We start from the raw sequence: 19,113 nt of genomic DNA, 5'->3' as shown, positions 1-19,113 counted from the left end.
AAGGGGCCGGGAAGCATCCGCCTCCGGCCCCTTTTCACCACATCCATCGGGATCAGTTGGTGGCGGCGCGCGCGTCCTGACCGTCGCCTTCGGGTGCGGCGACGATGTCGCGGGTGGTCGCGCCCTTGTCGACCACATTGGTCGCCGGATCGCCGACCGACGAGCGGATGCCCGGATCGGCGCTGTCGGCCCCGGCATTCTGCACCAGACCATATTCCGACTGGCTGCGCGCCGCCTGACCACCGAACAGCGCGTCCAGCGTCTGCTGCTGGCCGCTGCGGGCCTGGACCGGCGCGGCGCCCGGCTGCGGCGGAACCAGCGCGAAATCGGGCGGGATGATCAGCGAGGGCTGACGCGCGACGGCGAATTCGTCGGGACGCGCCCGGTCGAGGCCGCGCCCGGCCCCACATCCCGTCAGCAACGCGGCGCAGGACAGACCTGCGATGACGGGCACCAACTTACGCATTGCTCTTCTCCACAGGAGCGGGCCGGTCGCGCACGAGAAGCGCGCGCGCCAGCAGAACCAGAACGCCTATCGTAATCGCCGCATCGGCGACATTGAAGACCAAAAAGGGGCGCCACTCGCCGAAGTGCAGATCGGCGAAGTCGACGACATAGCCGAGGCGCACCCGGTCGAGGATATTGCCCAGCGCCCCGCCCAGCACGCACCCCAGCGCGACCTGGTCGACCGGGTTGCGTTCGCGGGTCATCCAGAAGGCCACCGCCAGCGCGATCGCGCCGGTCATCGCGACCAGCGCCCAACGCGAGGCGTTGCTGTCGGCGGTCAGCAACCCCAGCGAAATGCCGAAATTGGGTACGAAGCGCAGGTTGAAGATCGGCGCGATCTCACGCACGTCGCCGAGCGACCGCAGGCCCATCGGCCCGGTGATCGCCCATTTGATGACCTGATCGAGCAGGAACAGCGCGACCGCCGTCACCAGCCCCAGCCGGGGGAACTTAGCCATGCGCGACCACCTCGGCGCAACGGCCGCACAGATCGCCATCGACCGCCACATCGGGCAGATGCCGCCAGCAGCGGCCGCATTTGTGCTTCGTGGTGCGTGTTACCGTCACCGCATCGGCCAGCGCCACATCGGCGACGATGAACGCCTCCGCCAGCGCCTGGGACTCGAGCGGCAGCGACGGCACCGTCACCTCGGCCTCATTGGACGACCGTACCGTCTTTTCGCGGCGCAGCGGTTCGATCGCCTCCGTCACCTGCGCGCGAAGCCCGCGAGTCTCGGTCCAGCGCGCTATCAACGCCTCGTCCTCGCCCAGTTCGGGCAGCACCGGCCATTCGAGCAGATGGACCGAACCATCTTCCGACGGGAAGCGCGACTGCCACACTTCCTCCGCGGTAAAGCACAGGATCGGCGCGGCATAGCGGACCAGCGCATGGAACAGGATGTCGAGCACGGTGCGATAGCTGCGCCGCTTCGGATCGGTCGCGGCATCGCAATAGAGCGAGTCCTTGCGGATATCGAAGAAGAAGGCCGACAGGTCCTCATTCGCGAAATCGGTCAGCGCGCGCAGATAGCGGTTGAACTCATAGGCGTCGGCCGCACGACGCAGCTCGATGTCGAGGGCGGTCAGGCGGGCGAGGACGTACCGCTCCAGCTCGGGCATCGCGTCGAACGAGATGCGCTCTTCTTCCGTGAATCCGTCGAGCGCGCCGAGCAGATAGCGGAAGGTGTTGCGCAGCTTGCGATAGCTGTCCGAGGCGGTGGCGAGCACCTCCTTGCCGATGCGCACATCCTCGAAATAATCGGTCGAGGCCGTCCAAATGCGCAGGATGTCGGCGCCCGACTCGCCGATGATCTTCAACGGATCGACGACATTGCCCAGCGACTTGGACATTTTACGGCCCTGCCCGTCGAGCGCGAAGCCGTGGGTCAGCACCGCGTCGTAAGGCGCACGACCGCGCGTTCCGCACGACTCGAGCAGCGACGACTGGAACCAGCCGCGATGCTGGTCCGAGCCCTCAAGATACAGGTTCGCGCGCGTACCCTCGCCATAGCGCGCCTCGATGACGAAGGCATGGGTCGAGCCGGAGTCGAACCACACGTCGAGAATGTCGTTGACGGGCTCGTAATCGGCCAGGGCGTAATCGGCCCCGAGCAGTGACTGATGGTCGGCGGTGAACCAGGCGTCCGCCCCGCCCTCGCGGAAGGCGGCGATGATGCGGGCGTTGACCGACTTGTCGTTCAGATATTCGCCGGTCTGGCGGTTCACATAAAGCGCGATCGGCACGCCCCAGGCACGCTGGCGGCTGATGACCCAGTCGGGACGCCCCTCCACCATCGACCGGATGCGGTTGCGGCTGCGCTCGGGCACCCAGCGGGTCCGCTCGATCGCGTCGAGCGCGGTTTCGCGCAGCGTCGCACCGTTGCTCGCCGGCAGGGTGAGGAGCGGCGTCACGCCCGAGATCGGATCGACATTCGCCATCGCCACCGTGGGATCGAACGTCGCCTCGGCCCGGTCCATCGGGATGAACCATTGCGGCGTCGCGCGGAAAATCACCTTGGCCTTGGAACGCCAGCTATGCGGATAGCTGTGCTGGAAATCGTCCGACGCCGACAGCAGCGCGCCGACTTCGCGCAGGTCCGAACAGATCGGCCCTTCGGCGGAGACGAACTTCTTGTTGATGACGCTGCCCTGGCCGCCCAGCCAGGCCCAGTCGGGGCGATAGGTGCCGTCGCCCTGCACGGCGAAGACCGGGTCGATGCCATGCGCCTTGCAAAGCAGGAAGTCGTCCTCGCCGTGATCGGGGGCCATGTGGACCAGGCCCGTACCTGCGTCGGTGGTGACGAACTCGCCCGCCAGGAACGGGCGGGGCTTGGCGAAGAAGCCGCCCAGCGCGTGCATCGGGTGCTTGGCCGTCGCGCCTTCCAGCACCGGCCCCTTCACCAGACCGATAAAGCCCTTCATCGTGATGCCGGTGCGCTTGATGAAGGCGGGCAGCAGCGGCTCGGCAACCAGATAGCGGCGGCCATCGCATTCGAAGTGCAGATAGTCGATCGCCTCGCCATAGCTCAGCGCCTGGTTGACCGGGATCGTCCAGGGGGTCGTCGTCCAGATGACCGCCAGCGCGCCGACCAGATCGGGATATTCGGGGCAGGATGCGACCTCGAACCCGACATCGATCTGGGTCGATACGATGTCTTCATATTCGACCTCGGCCTCGGCCAGCGCGGTCTTTTCGACCGGCGACCACATCACCGGCTTGGCGCCGCGATAGAGCTGGCCCGATTCGGCGAACTTCAACAGCTCGCCCGCGATCACCGCCTCGGCGTCATAGGTCATGGTCAGATAGGGGTTGGCCCAGTCGCCCATGATGCCCAGTCGCTCGAACTGCGCCTTTTGCGTGCCGACCCAACTGTCCGCATAGGCGCGGCACTCGGCGCGGAACTGCGCGACGGGCACCTCGTCCTTGTTCAGCTTCTTGGCGCGATACGCCTCTTCGACCTTCCACTCGATCGGCAGGCCGTGGCAGTCCCATCCGGGGACGTAAGGCGCGTCCTTGCCCATCAGGCTCTGCGAGCGGACGATGATGTCCTTCAGCACCTTGTTGAGCGCATGGCCCATGTGAATGTCGCCATTCGCATAGGGCGGACCGTCATGCAGGATGAACCGCTCGCGCCCCACCCGCTCGCGGCGAAGGCGGTCGTACAGCCCCATTCTGGCCCAGCGATCCAGAATCGCCGGTTCCTTGGCGGCAAGCCCCGCCTTCATGGGGAAATCGGTCTTCGGCAGGAAGACGGTGTCGCGATAATCGGGCGCGTCGGTCATAAGGGACACGCCCTTAGCGGGTTTAGGTTAACACGTCATGCCGGATTATGCGATGCCGGTATATGGGCCAACAGGGCGCGGGCCCGCGCGCAATCCGCGTCCATCTGCGCCACCAGGGCGTCCAGCGTATCGAACTTCGCCTCGGGCCGCAGATATTCGATCAACTCGACCGACAGCGCCTGGCCGTACAGACCCTCGGCAAAGTCGAAGAAATAGGGCTCCAGCAATTCCTTGGGCGGGTCGAAGCTGGGCCGGATGCCCAGATTGGCTGCGCCGTTCAGCACCCGTCCATCGGCCAGATGCCCGCGCACCGCATAGATGCCATAGGCGGGTCGCAGATATTGCCCCATGTCGAGATTGGCGGTCGGATAGCCGATCGTCCGGCCCAGCTTGTCGCCATGCTGTACCCTGCCCTCGATCGTGAAGGGCCGAGTCAGCAGCCGCGCCGCCGTGCGTGGATCGCCCGCAACTAACGCGGTGCGGATTCGACTCGAGGAGATCGTCTCGCCATCCAGCGACACCGGCGCGACCGCATCGGTGGAAAAGCCAAGCACCCGCCCCCATTCGCGCAAGGTGGCGATGTCACCGCTGCGTCCGCGACCGAAGGTGAAGTCTTCGCCCGTCACCACGCCGCCGACCCGCAACCGGCCGAGCAGGCGCTCCTCGACAAAGGCTCGTGCCGACAAGGCCGCCAGTTCGGCATCGAAGCGGAACACCAGCATCGCATCGGCCCCGGCCGCCGCGAACAGCCGCTCGCGCTGGTCGAGCGTGGTCAGCCGAAAGGGCGCGGCATCGGGTTTGAAATAGCGGATCGGATGCGGATCGAAGGTCGCGACCAGGGCGGGCCGTCCCTCCGCGCGGGCGCGCGCCACCGCGGCACCGACCACCGCCTGATGACCGAGATGGAATCCGTCGAAATTGCCCAGCGCGACGATACCGCCCGCCAGATGCGCCGGGATCGATTCCGCGCCGTCAACTCGCTGCATGGGCGCGCGCTATAGCAGGCCGGACCGAATTGGCTAGGCGCGCGACAGGACGCGGTTGCCGATCCCCTCGCCCGCCAGCATGCGCAGCCTTTCGGCACGGTCGAACGTCTCCTGCATCGGCACGCCGATCCCCACCGCGACCCCGGCGGACATGGTGACGACGCCGATCGGCTCGCCCGATCCGCGAAGCCGCAGCGTCCGGCGTTGCATCGCCGCGCGCGCCTCCTCCATCATCCCCGCCGCCATCGACAGGGGGCGACCACGCAGCACGAGGACGAACAAATTGCCCTGCCAGCGGATGATCTCCGCCCCTTCGCTCACCTGGCGCAGCGTGGCGACGAAGGCCCGCAGGACATTGTCGGCGACGGGACGACCATAGCGCTCGTTGATCCCCTCCAGATCGTCCAGGCTACAGGCCGCGATCACATAGCCATGCGGATCGGCCGCCAATCCCTCGATCAGCGCCCGCGCGCCCGTCCGGCTCATCACCCCGGTCAGCAGGTCGATGTCGTCACTGGGGGGCACCGATTCGATTCGGGTGCGCAGATGCGCGATGCTGCCCGACAATTCCTCCAGATCGCGCTCGGTCTTGGAAATGCGCGCGATCAACTGTTCCAGCAGCAGCGCGATCGCCGTCGAATCGGGGCCCAGATCATTGTCGCGGCGATGGGCGTGCGACAGGGCGGCGACGTCGCTGGTAAAATGGCCGGTGATCTGGCGCGCCTCGCTGGTCAGCGAGTCCAGCGCCTCGGCATGATCGCTGAGGTCCCGGTCGAGTTGCGCGCGGTCGGGCAACGGCTCGATCGCTTCATGCGCGCGGACCATCGGCATGAGCTTGCCGACATCCTCCTCGGTCAGACGGATACCGCCATCGGTACGGCGCGCGACCTCCTGTCCCAATGGGCCATAGGGATGGAGGACGGCCTGGAGCGCCAAGGCATAGCTGTTCGTCGTGCGGGCCAGTCGATGCTGATCGAGGAACAGCAACGCCTCGCGACTGGCGTCGAACAATCCCGGCGGATCGATGTTCAGCCCATTTCGGCCGTCGCCCTCCCAATCCATGATCATCATGCGGCATCCGCCCTAAAGATGATTGTCGGCCAAAGCCGCAATCTTTTCTCCTTATTCGATATTTACGATCGTTCAGGCCGCAATTGAAGACGGATGGCTAAAAAATTCAGGGAACGTCATTAACCGATCTTTACCATTGTCGGGGCCCCGTTACCTCGTCAGCGTCACAAAGGCATAGGCGGGACGGCCGTCCGAGGCAGGACAATGCTTTCTGTCAACTTCGCGCCAACCGATGAACGGGGGGACGACGGTATCCCCCTCCGCATCCATGTCGATCTCGGTCAGCTCGACCCGGTCGGCCTGCTCGCGAAACAGCGCAAAAATCTCCGCCCCGCCGATCACGGATATGGCGCCGTCCCCCGCCAGCGCCAGCGCGCCTGCGACATCATGTGCCACCTCTGCCCCCGGCGCGGACCAGCCACGGTCGCGGGTCAGGACGATGTGCCGCCGCCCCGGCAGCGGCGCGGGAAAGCTGTCAAAGGTCTTGCGGCCCATGATCATCGCCTGCCCCATGGTCAGCGCCTTGAAGTGTTTCAGATCGGCAGGCAGGTGCCAGGGCAATTGACCGTCGCGCCCGATCACGCCGTTGCGCGCGCGCGCCAGGACCAGCGTGATCATATCGCCACCGCCGCCTTGATATGGGGTTGCGCGACATAATCGTGCAGCACGAAATCCTCGGGCTCATACCCGTCGATCGCATCCGGGCGGCGCAGGATTTCCAGCCGTGGCAGTTCGCCTGGCTCTCGCGCCAACTGCGTCTGCGCCTGGTCCAGATGGTTCAGATAGAGGTGGCAATCGCCACCCGTCCAGATGAACTCGCCGACCTCCAGATCGCATTGCTGGGCCAGCATATGGGTCAGCAGGGCATAAGAGGCGATGTTGAATGGCACCCCCAGGAAGATATCCGCCGACCGCTGATAGAGTTGCAGCGACAGCCGGCCATTCGCGACATGGGTCTGGAACAGGCAGTGGCACGGTGCCAGCGCCATGGCATGGAGGTCGCCCGGGTTCCAGGCGGATACGATCTGGCGCCGCGACGCGGGTTGGGTACGGATTTGCTCTATCAGTTCAGCGATCTGGTCGATATGGCGACCGCCCGCCGTCGCCCAGTCGCGCCATTGTTTGCCATAAACCGGGCCGAGATTCCCCTGTTCATCCGCCCATTCATCCCAGATGCTGACCTTTCGCTCCTGCAACCAGCGGATATTGGTGTCCCCGCGCAGGAACCACAGCAGTTCGACGATGATCGAGCGCAGATGGAGTTTCTTGGTGGTCAGCACCGGGAAACCCCGGGCCAGGTCGAAACGCATTTGATGGCCGAAAACCGAAAGGGTGCCCGTACCGGTCCGGTCCATCTGCTGGACGCCGTGGGTCAGCACCCGGTCCATGAGGTCGAGATATTGCCGCATGACCTGGGCCTAGCGCCGTGCGGCGCGAACGCCAAGCCGCGCCGGAACGGAGCGGGACGAAGATGCCCGGACGCGCGGCGCGAGGCAGAGCGTGAAATGTCGCTTTCCCGCCCCAGCCCACGCCAGATCAAAACCCGCGATGACGCGTTTCGACTGTTCGCGGGGCTGGCACGCGGACGGCAAGAGGCGTTCGGCGTCGCCTTTTTAAGTCGGGAACGGACCATATTGGGATTGCGCCACGCCTGGGGGCGTGAGGATTCGGTGGTGGTCCCCCTCGTCCGGATCGCGCGGGACGCGCTGCTGCTCGCCGCGCGCGCGGTGCTGATCGCGCATAGCCACCCCGATGGCGACACCTGCCCCAGCGTCGCCGACCTGGCCTTGACCCGGCGGCTGTCGCAGGGGCTGGGCGCCCTCGACGTGGTGCTGCTCGATCACCTGATCGTGACCAGTGCCAAGATCGTCAGCCTGCGCGAACAGGGGCTGCTCTAGGGCGGCCCCTGACGGCCCTGGACGGGTCGCGTCAAAAGCCGAACCGCACCCGCCCGACGATCCGGTCCCCCGAATGCCGCGCATCGGCCAGCAGGAAGGCGGAGGCGTCCCGCTCCGACACGTCGGTCCCGACATAGTCCAGCCCCAGCGTCACCGGCCCGGTCACATGCTCCACGCCCAGCCGCCAGTCGCTATAGTCGCCGCCGGGACGAAGCCGGGCAGAACGAAAGGCGTTGTCGACCTGCCCCGAGGAATGGCCGACGCCCGCCGACAGGGTCCAGGGCGTGCCGGGAATGCCCGCCTGCGCCCCGGCATGAATATAGAGATTGTCGCCGCCGATCGCATCCTGCGACGGCGCATAGTCCGCGCCCGCATCGACCTGTACTGGGCCCAGCGTATAGGCCGCCAAGCCGCCCAGTTCGACATAATCGGCGTCGAAGGCCGCACCGCCGAACACATGGCCCGTCACCCGCCCCCGCACGGTGACGGAGCCCAGCCTGGTGCCCGCGCCCAGCGTCAGGTCGCCGACCACGCCCGCCCCGCCATGCCGATCCGATTCGCGCAAGGCGACGACACGCCCGCTCGCCTCGAACGGCCCGCTGGTCACGAAAATATCGGCGGAGGGCGATACCCGCCCCCCGCTCCAGCTCAGGCCACGGCGATTCTCGTCGCTATTCAGCTCCACCCCGATCACGGGGCCCTGCTGCGCGCCGGCAGGCATGGCGGCCAGCATCGGAGCCACCGTGACGATGGCGGCCCACATGGTCTTCATATTGATCTTCATCCAGCGCGCGTCTCGGCATGAAGGCGGTCCATCTCGGCGCGCAGCAAGCCATGGTCCTCCTGTGCGACCGCCTGTAGATGGTCGCGGACCGAGTCCTGCCGCCGGGCAACCTCCTGCGCAATCGCGGTGCGGTTGGCGCTGCACCAGCCGGGACGACTGCCCTCGATCACCCCGTCACGGCTCGCGCTTCGCAACAGGGTCGCGCCGGTGCCGGCTTTCGCCTCGCGATGGACGGTGACGTTGGCGCTCCACTGGCACCGCAGCGTCGAGGGCCGACCGCCGGTGGCCACTGCGCCGATCTGCTTGTGGGTTACGCCGACATCGGCGCTGTAACGGACCGCGACCGGGCCGGAATGATGGTCCATCTGCATCCGATGTTCCAACGCCCCATCGGACGCCGCCATCGATCCCAGCATCAGCCCGGCCACCAAAAGCATGTTCATCATCGTCTCCATCTGCGGGGCCCCGACCCATGCTGGTCGGTGGCCTGTCGGCACCGATCAGCGCCGATAGCGGACAATGTATGACAAAATTTTCATGATTCAATCTGTCGCCGCAGCGGTGACTTAGTTTTCCTTCGCTCGGCAGGGGCGGATGGCGGCCGGTTCGGGACGCGGCCGGGTCGCCCGGAACGCGGCCAGATACCCGCCGGCCGAGGGCATGTTCTCGAACGAGACCTGGGTGAAGCCCACCGCCTCGAACTCGCATTTCAGCAGCGCGGGGGGCGTACCATGGGCACGGATGCGGCGATTGGCGTCGACCACCACGACCAGCCCGTCGGGCTTCAACGCCGGATAGAGCCGCCAGAGGAACTCATAAGGCTGCTCGATCTCATGATACATATGCACCATCAGCACCCGGTCGAAACTGTTCGGCGGCAGCTTGGGATCGGCGGGCTCGCCCAGCCGGACGCTGACATTGTCCAGCCGCTCGCGCGAGACCCGCTCGGCCAGCCGGTCGCGCCAGGCGGCGACGATGTCCTCGGCCAGGACGCGGCCGGTCTTGCCGACCCGCTGCGCCAGGCGGACGGTGTAATAGCCTTCGCCCGCGCCGATGTCGGCGACGGTCATGCCGGGATCGATCCGCGCCCGGTCCATCACCTGATCCGCCTCGCGCAGCCGGTCGCGCGCATCCTCGCTCGACCAGCGTGACGAGACGACATCGGCGACCGGCCGGTCCGCCGCCGGAAAGGGGCCGACCTTGTCGTCATCGTCGTCGCGCTGCTGGATCAGCGGTTTCGAGCCGTCGCACCCCGCCACCGCGCCCCCCAGCGCGATGATTAGTGCCGCCGCCATGATGGGCCCCCGCCGCCCCATCTTAATCGACGTCTTCCACGGCGACAGCCTCGCCGGTCACCCGCTGCGACAGCGCCGCTGCCATGAACGGGTCGAGATCGCCGTCCAGCACGTCGCCCGGCGCGGTCGAGGTGATGCCGGTGCGCAGGTCCTTCACCAGCTGATAGGGCTGGAGGACATAGGAACGGATCTGGTGACCCCAGCCGATATCGGTCTTGGTCGCGTTCTGCGCATTCGCCGCCGCCTCGCGCTCGGCCAGTTCGCGCTCGTACAGGCGGGCGCGAAGCTGGTTATACGCCTCCGCCTTGTTCTTGTGCTGCGACCGCTGATTCTGGCACTGAACCACGATCCCGGTGGGCAAGTGCGTGATACGCACCGCCGAGTCGGTGGTGTTGATGTGCTGACCACCCGCACCCGATGCGCGATAGGTGTCGATGCGCAGCTCGCTCTCGTTGATCTCGACTTCGATATTGTCGTCGATCACCGGATAGACCCAGACCGACGAGAAGCTGGTGTGCCGCCGCGCCGAGGAGTCATAGGGGCTGATGCGGACCAGCCGGTGGACGCCCGACTCCGTCTTGGCATAGCCATAGGCGTTCTCGCCTTTGACCAGCAGGGTCGCCGACTTGATGCCCGCCTGTTCGCCCGCATGATAGTCGATCAGCTCGACCTTCATGCCGTGCCGCTCCGCCCAGCGCGTATACATGCGCTGGAGCATTTCGGCCCAGTCCTGGCTCTCGGTGCCGCCCGCGCCCGAGTTGATCTCGATATAGGTGTCGTTGGCGTCGGCTTCGCCGGCCAGCAGCGCCTTGACCTTGTCCGCCTCTGCCCGCTTGGCGAGTTCGGCCAGGCTGGCGACGGCTTCCTTCTCCAGCTCCTCGTCGCCCTCCATCTCGGCCAGTTCGATCAGCTCGACCGTGCCCGACAGCTCGTTCTCGATCGCGCGGGTGGCGGTGATGGCTTCGTCCAGACGGCGACGCTCGCGCATCACCTCCTGCGCCTGTTTGGGGTCGTTCCACAGCGCCTGGTCCTCGACGCGCGCGTTCAACTCGTCCAGGCGGCGCAACGCGCGGTCCCAGTCGAGGAAGCGGCGCAGCAGCTCCAAAGCGTCCTTGATCGTATCGACATGAGCCTGCGCTTCAGCGCGCATGAATATTCTCCGAATCGGTCGTGCGTCCGCCCGGCGGGCGAACATGATCTATATGGGAAGCGGGCTAGTAGATTCCGCCTTCCCTTTGCAAGAAATCGCTGTCGCGCGGCGGCGCGGGCGTCGCCGGGCCGGTGGGGGTCGGCGGCGTTTCGACGGTCGCCTGGGTCCGGCGGGCGCGACGGCGCGGTTCGCTTTCGGGCTTGAAGGCTTCCCATATGACCGCGGGCTTGGGATCGTCGCCGGTCGGGAAGGTGCCATAGACCAGCCGTCCGCTCGACCGGTCGATCCGCACCATGCGAATGCCCGGCGGCGCGCGGAAGGGCAGCTTGTCGAGTCCCTCATAGGCCTTTTCGGCGAACTGACGGAAGATCGGCACCGCGATCGTCCCGCCCTGCGCATAGCCGCCCAGCGAACGCGGGTGGTCGTAACCGAGATACAAGCCGCCGACGAATTGCGGCGTGCCGCCGACGAACCAGACATCGGTCGGTCCATTGTTGGTGCCCGTCTTGCCGAACATCGGGCGGCCCAGATCGCGCAAGCCCGTCGCGGTGCCGCGCTGGATCACGCCCTCGGTGATATGGACCATCTGATAGGCGGTCATCGCGTCCAGCACCTGACGCTGACGAGAAATCGGGCGCGGCATTGGCTTGCCGTCATAATCGGCGGCGTTGCACCGATCGCAGGCATGCCAATTTTCCGGCCAGATCACCTTGCCGTGCCGGTCCTGGACGAAGTCGATCAGCGAGGGATCGCCGCCGCGCCCGTTATTGGCGAGGATCGCATAGGCGTTGACCATCTGCCCCACCGTCGTCTCGCCCGCGCCCAGCGCATAGGCGAGATAGGGCGGGAAGTCGCCGATCCCCATCTGCTTGATCATCGCGACGACATTCTTCATGCCCACGGTCGCGGCCGTCCGAACGGTCATCAGGTTGCGCGACTGCTCGATGCCCCAACGCATGGTATGCGGCCCGGCCCCGGCCGAATTGCCAAAGTTGCGGAAGCATTTCGTACCGAGATTCGCCCCCTGATCGACGCAGAAGGGGCCGTCGACGATGATCGAGGCGGGCGTCATCCCATGGTCGAGCGCGGCGGAATAGACGATCGGCTTGATCGTCGAGCCCGGCTGGCGCTGCGCCTGGGTGGCGCGGTTGAACGCCTGGAGCCGCGCGTCGAAGCCGCCCTGCATCGCCAGCACCCGGCCGCTGGCAGGTTCCTCGACCACGAAGCCGCCCGAGATGCGCGGGATCGAGCGCAGGCCGAACACGCTGCTCTCCGGCGCGACCGCAACGATGTCGCCGACCTTCAGCGCGCTGAACGCGGTCGCCGCCGTGCCCCGGCGCGGCATCTGCGCTAGGCTGCGCGGCAGCGTGCCGGTGCGGCCATTGGCGAAACCGATCGTCGCCTGCCCCGAATCCTTGGCGGTGACGATCCCGGCCCGCCAGTCGCGATAATCGAGACCGATATTGGTGTTCAGCAGCACCTGCTGCCAGTTGCCGTCCTCCACCTCTTCGTGGCGGATCGGCCCGGGCCAGCCACGCCCGGCGTCGAACCGGACGAGTCCGTCGCGCAGCGCCTCGGCCGCCAGATCCTGAAGCCGCGTATCGAGCGAAGTGCGCACCCACAGCCCGCCGTCATAGACGCTGTTCGGCCCGCTTTCGGCCTTTTCGCCATAGCGCTTGATCAACTGTCGGCGGACTTCCTCGACGAAATAGCCGCCGACCTGCGCATATTTGGGGGTCCGGCGCAGCACCGTGCCCAACGGCTCATCCATCGCCGCCTGATACTGCGCACGGGTGATGAAGTCGTTGCGCAACATCTCGCCCAGCACATAGGCGCGGCGCTCCAGCGCGCGGTCGGGGTGGCGGACGGGATCGTAATTGGATGGCCCCTTGGGCAGCAGCGCCAGATAGGCCATCTGCCCCAGCGTCAGCTCATCCAGTTCCTTGTCGAAATAAGCATGCGCCGCCGCCTCGACGCCAAAGGCGTTCCGCCCCAGCGCGATCTGGTTCAGATAGAGTTCCAGGATCTGCTGCTTGGTCAGCGCATTCTCGATCTTATAGGCGAGGATCGCCTCGCGGATCTTGCGCGTCGGGGAATAGGCGTTGCCGATCAGCAGATTCTTGGCGACCTGCTGGGTGATGGTCGATCCGCCGCGCGCGCGCCGGCCGGTGCCGAACTTCTTGGCATAATCGAGCACCGCACCCGCCAGCCCCGGATAATCGACGCCGCCATGCTCGAAGAAGCTCTTGTCCTCCGCCGCCAGAAAGGCGCGGATCAGCAGCGGCGGATATTCGCGGAACGACAATTCGACCCGGCGCTCGCGCGCATAGGACTGGATCGGCGCGCCGTCGATGCCACGGACATGGGTGGGCAGCGGCGGCTCATAGGCCTTGAGCGCATCGACCGAGGGCAGGTCGCGCATAAACAGGAACCAGAACACCCCCGCCCCGATCGCCAGGAGCAGCGCGAGCGCGGCGAGCAGCCGAACCCACCACCGCTTCCACAGGGGACGACGCGACGTTTCAGGGGTTGCGGGCGGGGAAGAAGGTTCGACGGCCATGGCTTTGCGCGGGACCGTGTAGCAGGTTCGCCCCCGCTTGCCACCCGCTTGACTTTACTTGGGCATCAGCAGCCGGGCGGTTCGTCGCGCGGCTCGCCCGGATCGGGATAGCGCGCGCCGACATGCGCCTCGCCTCGCGCCGCCGCCAGCCGTTCCTGCCGATGCCGCTCGGCATAGGCGGCCAGCCGCTCCGCATCGCGCGTGCCGTGGCAGGCGGGGCAGCTCACCCCCTCGACATAAAGCGGCGAGGCGAGGTCCTCCGGCCCAACGGGCATCCGGCACCCATGGCACAGCACGTGGCTTCCCTGCGCCAGCCCATGTCCGACCGCCACCCTGGCATCGAACACGAAGCATTCGCCCTGCCAGCGGCTCTGCGCCTCGGGCATGGTCTCCAGATATTTCAGGATGCCGCCATCGAGGTGGAAGACGTCCTCCACCCCTTCCGCCTTCAGGAAGGCGGTCGCCTTTTCGCAGCGTATGCCGCCGGTGCAGAACATCGCGACCCTGGACTTGCCCGCCATCAGCTCGTCGCGATTCTCGCGGAACCAGCGGGGGAAGTCGCGAAAGCTCTTCGTGCCGGGATCGACCGCACCGTCGAACGTGCCGATCGCCACCTCGTAATCGTTGCGCGTATCGATCAGGACGATCTGCGGATCGGCGATCAGCGCGTTCCACTCCTCGCCCGCGACATAGGTGCCGACCTCGCGCGTCGGGTCGATACCCTCGACACCCATCGACACGATCTCACGCTTCAACCGCACCTTCATCCGGTGGAACGGCATGGTCTCGGCGGTCGAGTCCTTATAATCCAGATCGGCACAGCCGGGCAGCGTGCAGATATGCGCAAGCAGCGCCTCGATGGCGTCGTGGGTGCCCGCGACAGTCCCGTTGATCCCCTCGTTCGCGAGCAGCAGCGTACCGCGAATCCCGTTGGCCTCGGCGACGGCGAGCAACGGTGCGCGCAGCGCGGCGGGGTCGGGGAAGCTGGCAAAACGATACAGGGCACAGACGCGGATCATGGCAGGGCCCTTACGCCGATCCGACGAGCGCGGCCAGATGCCTGCCCGGTGGGCCGTCATGAGACGAGGCCCTCTTTACCCGGCTTTACTCAGAATATCACCGGTCGAAGAGGCGGCTGGCGGCGTCGACTACAATGTCGCCCCCTACCGCGCCGCCATCCGCCGCGCGAAGTGAACCTCCACCGCCTGCAACACCGCCTGCGCGATCCGCTCCCGGCCATCCTTGCTGTCGAGAAAGGCCGCGTCCTGCATGTTGGAGATATAGCCCGTCTCGAACAGGATCGACGGCATGTCCGGCGCCTTGAGCACCATCAGCGAGGCCATGCGGTGGAAGGTCGGCTTGACCGGGATCAGCGGCTGCGCCTCGCGGCCCAGCAGGCGTGCGAAGCTGGCCGAGGCATTCATCGTCTCGCGCTGGGTCAGGTCGATCAGGATCGAGGAGACGTCGCTGTTCCCGCCCAGATCAACCCCCGCGATCACGTCCGCCTTGTTCTCGCGCGCCGCCAGCCGTGCGGCTTCCTTGTCCGAGGCGACGTCGGACAGGGTATAGGCGGTCGCGCCGCGCGCCTCGCCCGCGCCCGCACTGTCGCAGTGGATCGAGATGAACAGATCGGCATGCAGCCGCCGCGCAATGCCATAGCGCTCGCGGTGGAGGATATAACGGTCGTCCTCCCGCGTCAGGGCCGCGCGCACCCGCCCCGACGCGACCAGCGTATCGCGAATCGCCTTGGCGATGGCGAGCGTCACGTCCTTTTCGCGAAGCCCCGTCTGCGGATTGATCGCACCGGGATCGACCCCGCCATGGCCCGCATCGATCACCACCAGCGGGCGATTGTCCGCCCCCCGAACGCGCGGCAGGGGCAGTGTGCGCGAGGGGCTCGGCACGGGGACGGTCAGGGTGTAGTTCGGCTTGCGCTGAAAATGGAACGGGAAGAAGTCGAGCGCACCGGCAAAGCTCGCCTGGGTGTAGCCCTTGTTCACTGGCTTGAGGGTCAGCGACAATTGCCGCGCTTCGTCATCGAACCCGCCGTCGAAGATCGCCGCGTCCTGGGCCAGGGCGAAGGTCAGCCGGGTGACGCCCGGCCTGACCAAACTCTGAGTTAGCCCGCGTACCGCGCCCTCGCTGGCCGGAATCCTGCCCGGCGAAGCCCCGGTCACGTCGATCGCCACCCGGCGCGGCTCGTTCAGCATGACGCTGCGCGCACGCTTGACCGGCGAATCGAACCGGATAAGCAACTGCGCCCCCCGCACCACGACCTTCTGCACCGTGGCCGCGAACGCGCTGACGGGCGTGAGCAGCCCGAACAGAAAAGCAAACAGCATCAACACGACCCGGCAACCATGCCGCGCCCGCCCGCCGCTGGTCCAGCGAAAAGCCATTACCGCACACCCTTTTTGGCGACCTCATAGGTCGACAGTCGGGCATAATGGACCGTGGCTGACGCGGGACTTTCCACAATTGGTTAACCGGCAATTCGGCATTTTGGTCGCGGCAAAAACGGCAGATTCCCGCCTGTTGCGCAAACGTTCCGATGATGCTAGCAATCCGGTGGACCCCGGCCTCGATCACCTCTCCCAAACGATCGGGACGGGGCCATCTCCAAAAAGGACCGGGACGGCGATCCGATTCGCGCCCGGACCAATCAGGTTGACGCTCGCATGACGCATATGATCCACCCCGCTGACCGACCGGCCTTTGCCGGCGGGATCGCGGTGTCGTGGGTCCGCACCGGCCCCGTTGCCGGCGCTGTGGCTGCGGCCGACACGCATTCCGTTTTTTCCAGCGGACCGGCGCCCCGCGCCGCCGCCCACCTTATTTACCGCGCGCGACGGCTGCCACTGGGCCCGACGCGCGCGTGGAGACTTCATAATGACCACGCGTATGCTGATCGACGCACGCCACCGGGAAGAAACCCGCGTGGCCGTCGTCAAGGGTAACCGGATCGAGGAATTCGACTTCGAATCGGCCGAGCGCAAGCAGCTCAAGGGCAATATCTACCTCGCCAAGGTGACCCGCGTCGAACCGTCGCTGCAGGCGGCGTTCGTCGATTACGGCGGCAACCGTCACGGCTTCCTGGCCTTTTCGGAAATCCACCCCGACTATTACCAGATCCCCAAGGAAGATCGCGAAGCCCTGCTCCGCGAAGAGGCCGAGCATGCCGCCGAAGAGGCCGCGCTGCGCGCCGAACTCGACGCCGAGGATGAGGAGGATCTGGACGGCGAAGGCGAGGACGATCACGCCGACGACCATCACGACGACGAGGATGGTGACGCCGCCCCGCGCCCCAAAAAGTCGACCGTCAACGACGATCAGGTCGAGGCGCTGCGCCAGCGTCGCCAGAATCTGCGCCGCCGCTACAAGATCCAGGACGTCATCCATCGCCGCCAGGTGCTGCTGGTCCAGATCGTCAAGGAAGAGCGCGGCAACAAGGGCGCGGCGCTGACCACCTATCTGTCGCTGGCGGGCCGTTACTGCGTGCTGATGCCCAACACGTCGCATGGCGGCGGGATCAGCCGCAAGATTTCGAACGCGGCCGATCGCAAGCGGCTGAAGTCGATCATGGCGGACATGGCGCTGCCCTCGACCATGGGCTGCATCGTCCGCACCGCCGGGCTCCAGCGCACCAAGACCGAGATCAAGCGCGACTTCGACTATCTGGCGCGGCTGTGGGACGGCATCCGCGAAAAGACGCTGCATTCGTCGGCGCCCGCGCTGATCTATGGCGACAGCGACCTGATCAAGCGCGCGATCCGCGACATCTACAACCGCGAGATCGAGGAAGTGATCGTCGAGGGCGAGGAAGGCTATCGCCAGGCGAAGGACTTCATGCGCCTGCTGATGCCCGCCCATGCCCGCCGGGTGAAGCAATATGCCGACGCCGTGCCGCTGTTCCAGCGCGCGCATGTCGAGGATCAGCTCGCCGCGATGTACAATCCGGTCGTGCAGCTGAAATCGGGCGGCTATCTGGTCATCAACCCGACCGAGGCGCTGGTCTCGATCGACATCAACTCCGGCCGTTCGACCCGCGAACATAATATCGAGCAGACCGCAACCGCGACCAACCTGGAAGCCGCGCAGGAAATCGCGCGCCAGTTGCGTCTGCGAGACATGGCGGGCCTCGTCGTCATCGACTTCATCGACATGGACAACAACTCCAATGTCCGGAAGGTCGAGAAGGCGATGAAGGAGGCGCTGAAGAATGATCGCGCCCGTATCCAGGTCGGCCGCATCTCGTCGTTCGGCCTGATGGAGATGAGTCGCCAGCGGCTGCGCACCGGCGTGCTGGAAGCCTCGACCCGCCCCTGCCCGCATTGCGAGGGCACTGGCCTGGTCCGCACCGCGTCGTCGTCGGGTCTGTCGGCGCTGCGCCTGATCGAGGACGAGGCCGCACGCGGCCGCGGCTCGATCCTGACGCTGCGCGCCAGCCAGGAAGCCGCCGTCTATGTGCTGAACCGCAAGCGCGCGGACATCGCCGAGATCGAGGATCGCTACGGCGTGACCGTCGAGATCATCCCCGACCGCGAGGAAGAGGGCGCGCGCATGACGGTCGAGGCATCGGGCCCGCCGCCGGCCTATGCGCCCAAGATCGACATGCTCCTGCCCGTCGAGGAGGATGAGGACGATCTGATCGACGAGATCGAGGAGGAAGAAGAGGAAGAGGTCGAGGAAGAAGCGACCGAAGCCCCTGCGCCTCGCGAATCGCGTGAGGACGGTGAAGGCGGTGGCCGCAAGCGCCGTCGCCGTCGTCGCGGACGTCGCAATCGCGGCGGGGCGGAAGACGCCGTGCAGGGCGAAGAGGCCGATAATGGCGAGCACACCGAACTCGAAGAAACCGACGAGGTCGAGGACGAGACGGTCGAGGCGAACGACGTCGAGGCTGGTGAGGCCGAGACTGGCGAGACCGAAGCGGGCGAAGCGCGCGAAGGTGGCCGCCGCCGCCGGGGTCGTCGCGGTCGTCGCGGTGGCCGTCGCCAGGACAATGGCGCGACGGAGGCCGGTGAGGCTTCGACCGAAACCGCTGGCGAAAACGACGTCGCCGAAGCGCCGCTGTCCGTCGAAGAGCCGATCGAGGCGGGCGATGCCGCACCGGTGACGACGCCGCTCGCGGTGGCCGAGGCGGAGGCGACTGAAGCCCCCAAGACCCGCCGTCGCCCGCGCGCTCGCAAGGCCGCTCCGGCGGTGACCGAGACGGTCGAGACGCCGGTGGCGGAAGCCCCGATCGCCGAGCCGGTCGTCGAGGAAGCTCCTGCGGTCGCAGCGGAGGCGGAAGCCCCCGCCAAGCCCAAGCGCGTCCGCAAGAAGGCTGCCCCCAAGGTCGCCGCCGAGCCGGTCGTTGAAGAGGCCCCCGCCCCCGAAGCGGAAGTCCCCGCCAAGCCCAAGCGCGTCCGCAAGAAGGCCGCTCCGAAGGTCGCCGCCGAGCCGGTGGCCGAGGAAGCGCCTGCGGTCGAAGCCGAACCCGCTCCGGCGGCCGAACCGGCGGAAGCCGATGCGACCTCGTCCGAGACGCCGCGTCGCGGCTGGTGGCAGCGCACCTTCGGCGCCTGATCCCCGCCACTCTCA

Annotated in this window: 16 protein-coding genes; 2 read left to right on the top strand and 14 right to left on the bottom strand. The window is 66.6% G+C overall.

The window, feature by feature from the left end; genetic code table 11:
- Positions 1–52: 52 nt before the first annotated feature.
- From NZL82_RS05665 to NZL82_RS05635, 7 genes are all read right to left on the bottom strand, one after another.
- Entirely contained in the window at positions 53–466 is a 414-nt protein-coding gene (locus tag NZL82_RS05665; RefSeq protein ID WP_261268804.1) for a DUF3035 domain-containing protein, read from the bottom strand.
- Positions 459–965, bottom strand: a complete 507-nt coding sequence (gene lspA / locus NZL82_RS05660; protein ID WP_261268803.1) for a signal peptidase II — start codon at positions 963–965, stop codon at positions 459–461. Before lspA ends, NZL82_RS05665 begins: the two co-directional genes overlap by 8 nt.
- Positions 958–3,789 carry an isoleucine--tRNA ligase gene (ileS, locus tag NZL82_RS05655; RefSeq protein ID WP_261268802.1) on the bottom strand — a complete coding sequence of 944 codons (2,832 nt, stop codon included), beginning with the start codon at positions 3,787–3,789 and terminating at the stop codon, positions 958–960. The genes lspA and ileS overlap by 8 nt, the downstream gene beginning before the upstream one ends.
- A 35-nt stretch (positions 3,790–3,824) precedes the next feature.
- On the bottom strand, positions 3,825–4,775 hold the full coding sequence (locus NZL82_RS05650; RefSeq protein WP_261268801.1) for a bifunctional riboflavin kinase/FAD synthetase: 951 nt from the start codon (positions 4,773–4,775) through the stop codon (positions 3,825–3,827).
- Positions 4,776–4,808: 33 nt separating this feature from the next.
- Entirely contained in the window at positions 4,809–5,843 is a 1,035-nt protein-coding gene (locus NZL82_RS05645) for a GGDEF domain-containing protein (RefSeq protein WP_261268800.1), read from the bottom strand.
- A 153-nt stretch (positions 5,844–5,996) separates the two neighbouring features.
- Positions 5,997–6,464, bottom strand: a complete 468-nt coding sequence (locus NZL82_RS05640) for a dihydrofolate reductase (RefSeq protein ID WP_261268799.1) — start codon at positions 6,462–6,464, stop codon at positions 5,997–5,999.
- The gene (locus tag NZL82_RS05635) at positions 6,461–7,255 is read right to left on the bottom strand and encodes a thymidylate synthase (protein ID WP_261268798.1); all 795 of its coding nucleotides are present in this window, start codon (positions 7,253–7,255) and stop codon (positions 6,461–6,463) included. The genes NZL82_RS05640 and NZL82_RS05635 overlap by 4 nt, the downstream gene beginning before the upstream one ends.
- 96 nt (positions 7,256–7,351) lie before the next feature.
- Here NZL82_RS05635 and NZL82_RS05630 point away from each other — a divergent pair, with 96 nt between their 5' ends.
- Positions 7,352–7,744 carry a JAB domain-containing protein gene (locus NZL82_RS05630; protein WP_261268797.1) on the top strand — a complete coding sequence of 131 codons (393 nt, stop codon included), beginning with the start codon at positions 7,352–7,354 and terminating at the stop codon, positions 7,742–7,744.
- Between the two features lie 31 nt (positions 7,745–7,775).
- Here the strand turns inward: NZL82_RS05630 and NZL82_RS05625 are convergent, their stop codons facing one another.
- The 7 genes from NZL82_RS05625 to NZL82_RS05595 form a co-directional block, all read right to left on the bottom strand.
- Positions 7,776–8,516: a TorF family putative porin gene (locus tag NZL82_RS05625; protein ID WP_261268796.1), complete on the bottom strand. Its 741-nt coding sequence runs from the start codon at positions 8,514–8,516 to the stop codon at positions 7,776–7,778.
- An 8-nt stretch (positions 8,517–8,524) separates the two neighbouring features.
- The gene (locus NZL82_RS05620; protein WP_261268795.1) at positions 8,525–8,971 is read right to left on the bottom strand and encodes a hypothetical protein; all 447 of its coding nucleotides are present in this window, start codon (positions 8,969–8,971) and stop codon (positions 8,525–8,527) included.
- Positions 8,972–9,094: 123 nt separating this feature from the next.
- Positions 9,095–9,823, bottom strand: coding sequence for a class I SAM-dependent methyltransferase (locus NZL82_RS05615; RefSeq protein WP_261268794.1), 729 nt, complete (start codon positions 9,821–9,823; stop codon positions 9,095–9,097).
- Between the two features lie 22 nt (positions 9,824–9,845).
- Complete coding sequence (gene prfB, locus NZL82_RS05610) at positions 9,846–10,973, bottom strand: peptide chain release factor 2 (RefSeq protein ID WP_261268793.1); 1,128 nt, start codon at positions 10,971–10,973, stop codon at positions 9,846–9,848.
- 64 nt (positions 10,974–11,037) lie between these two features.
- Positions 11,038–13,533: a penicillin-binding protein 1A gene (locus tag NZL82_RS05605; RefSeq protein ID WP_261268792.1), complete on the bottom strand. Its 2,496-nt coding sequence runs from the start codon at positions 13,531–13,533 to the stop codon at positions 11,038–11,040.
- Positions 13,534–13,598: 65 nt separating this feature from the next.
- Positions 13,599–14,552, bottom strand: coding sequence for a rhodanese-related sulfurtransferase (locus NZL82_RS05600; protein WP_261268791.1), 954 nt, complete (start codon positions 14,550–14,552; stop codon positions 13,599–13,601).
- Between the two features lie 144 nt (positions 14,553–14,696).
- Positions 14,697–15,932, bottom strand: coding sequence for an N-acetylmuramoyl-L-alanine amidase (locus NZL82_RS05595; protein ID WP_261268790.1), 1,236 nt, complete (start codon positions 15,930–15,932; stop codon positions 14,697–14,699).
- A 490-nt stretch (positions 15,933–16,422) separates the two neighbouring features.
- On the opposite strand from NZL82_RS05595, the gene NZL82_RS05590 reads away from it, so the two are divergent.
- Entirely contained in the window at positions 16,423–19,098 is a 2,676-nt protein-coding gene (locus NZL82_RS05590; protein ID WP_261268789.1) for a ribonuclease E/G, read from the top strand.
- The last annotated feature ends 15 nt before the right edge of the window (positions 19,099–19,113 follow it).

This window comes from Sphingomonas sp. LC-1, from assembly GCF_025371035.1.
Lineage (GTDB): Bacteria > Pseudomonadota > Alphaproteobacteria > Sphingomonadales > Sphingomonadaceae > Sphingomonas > Sphingomonas sanguinis_E.
This window is presented reverse-complemented; position numbering and strand designations above follow the sequence as displayed.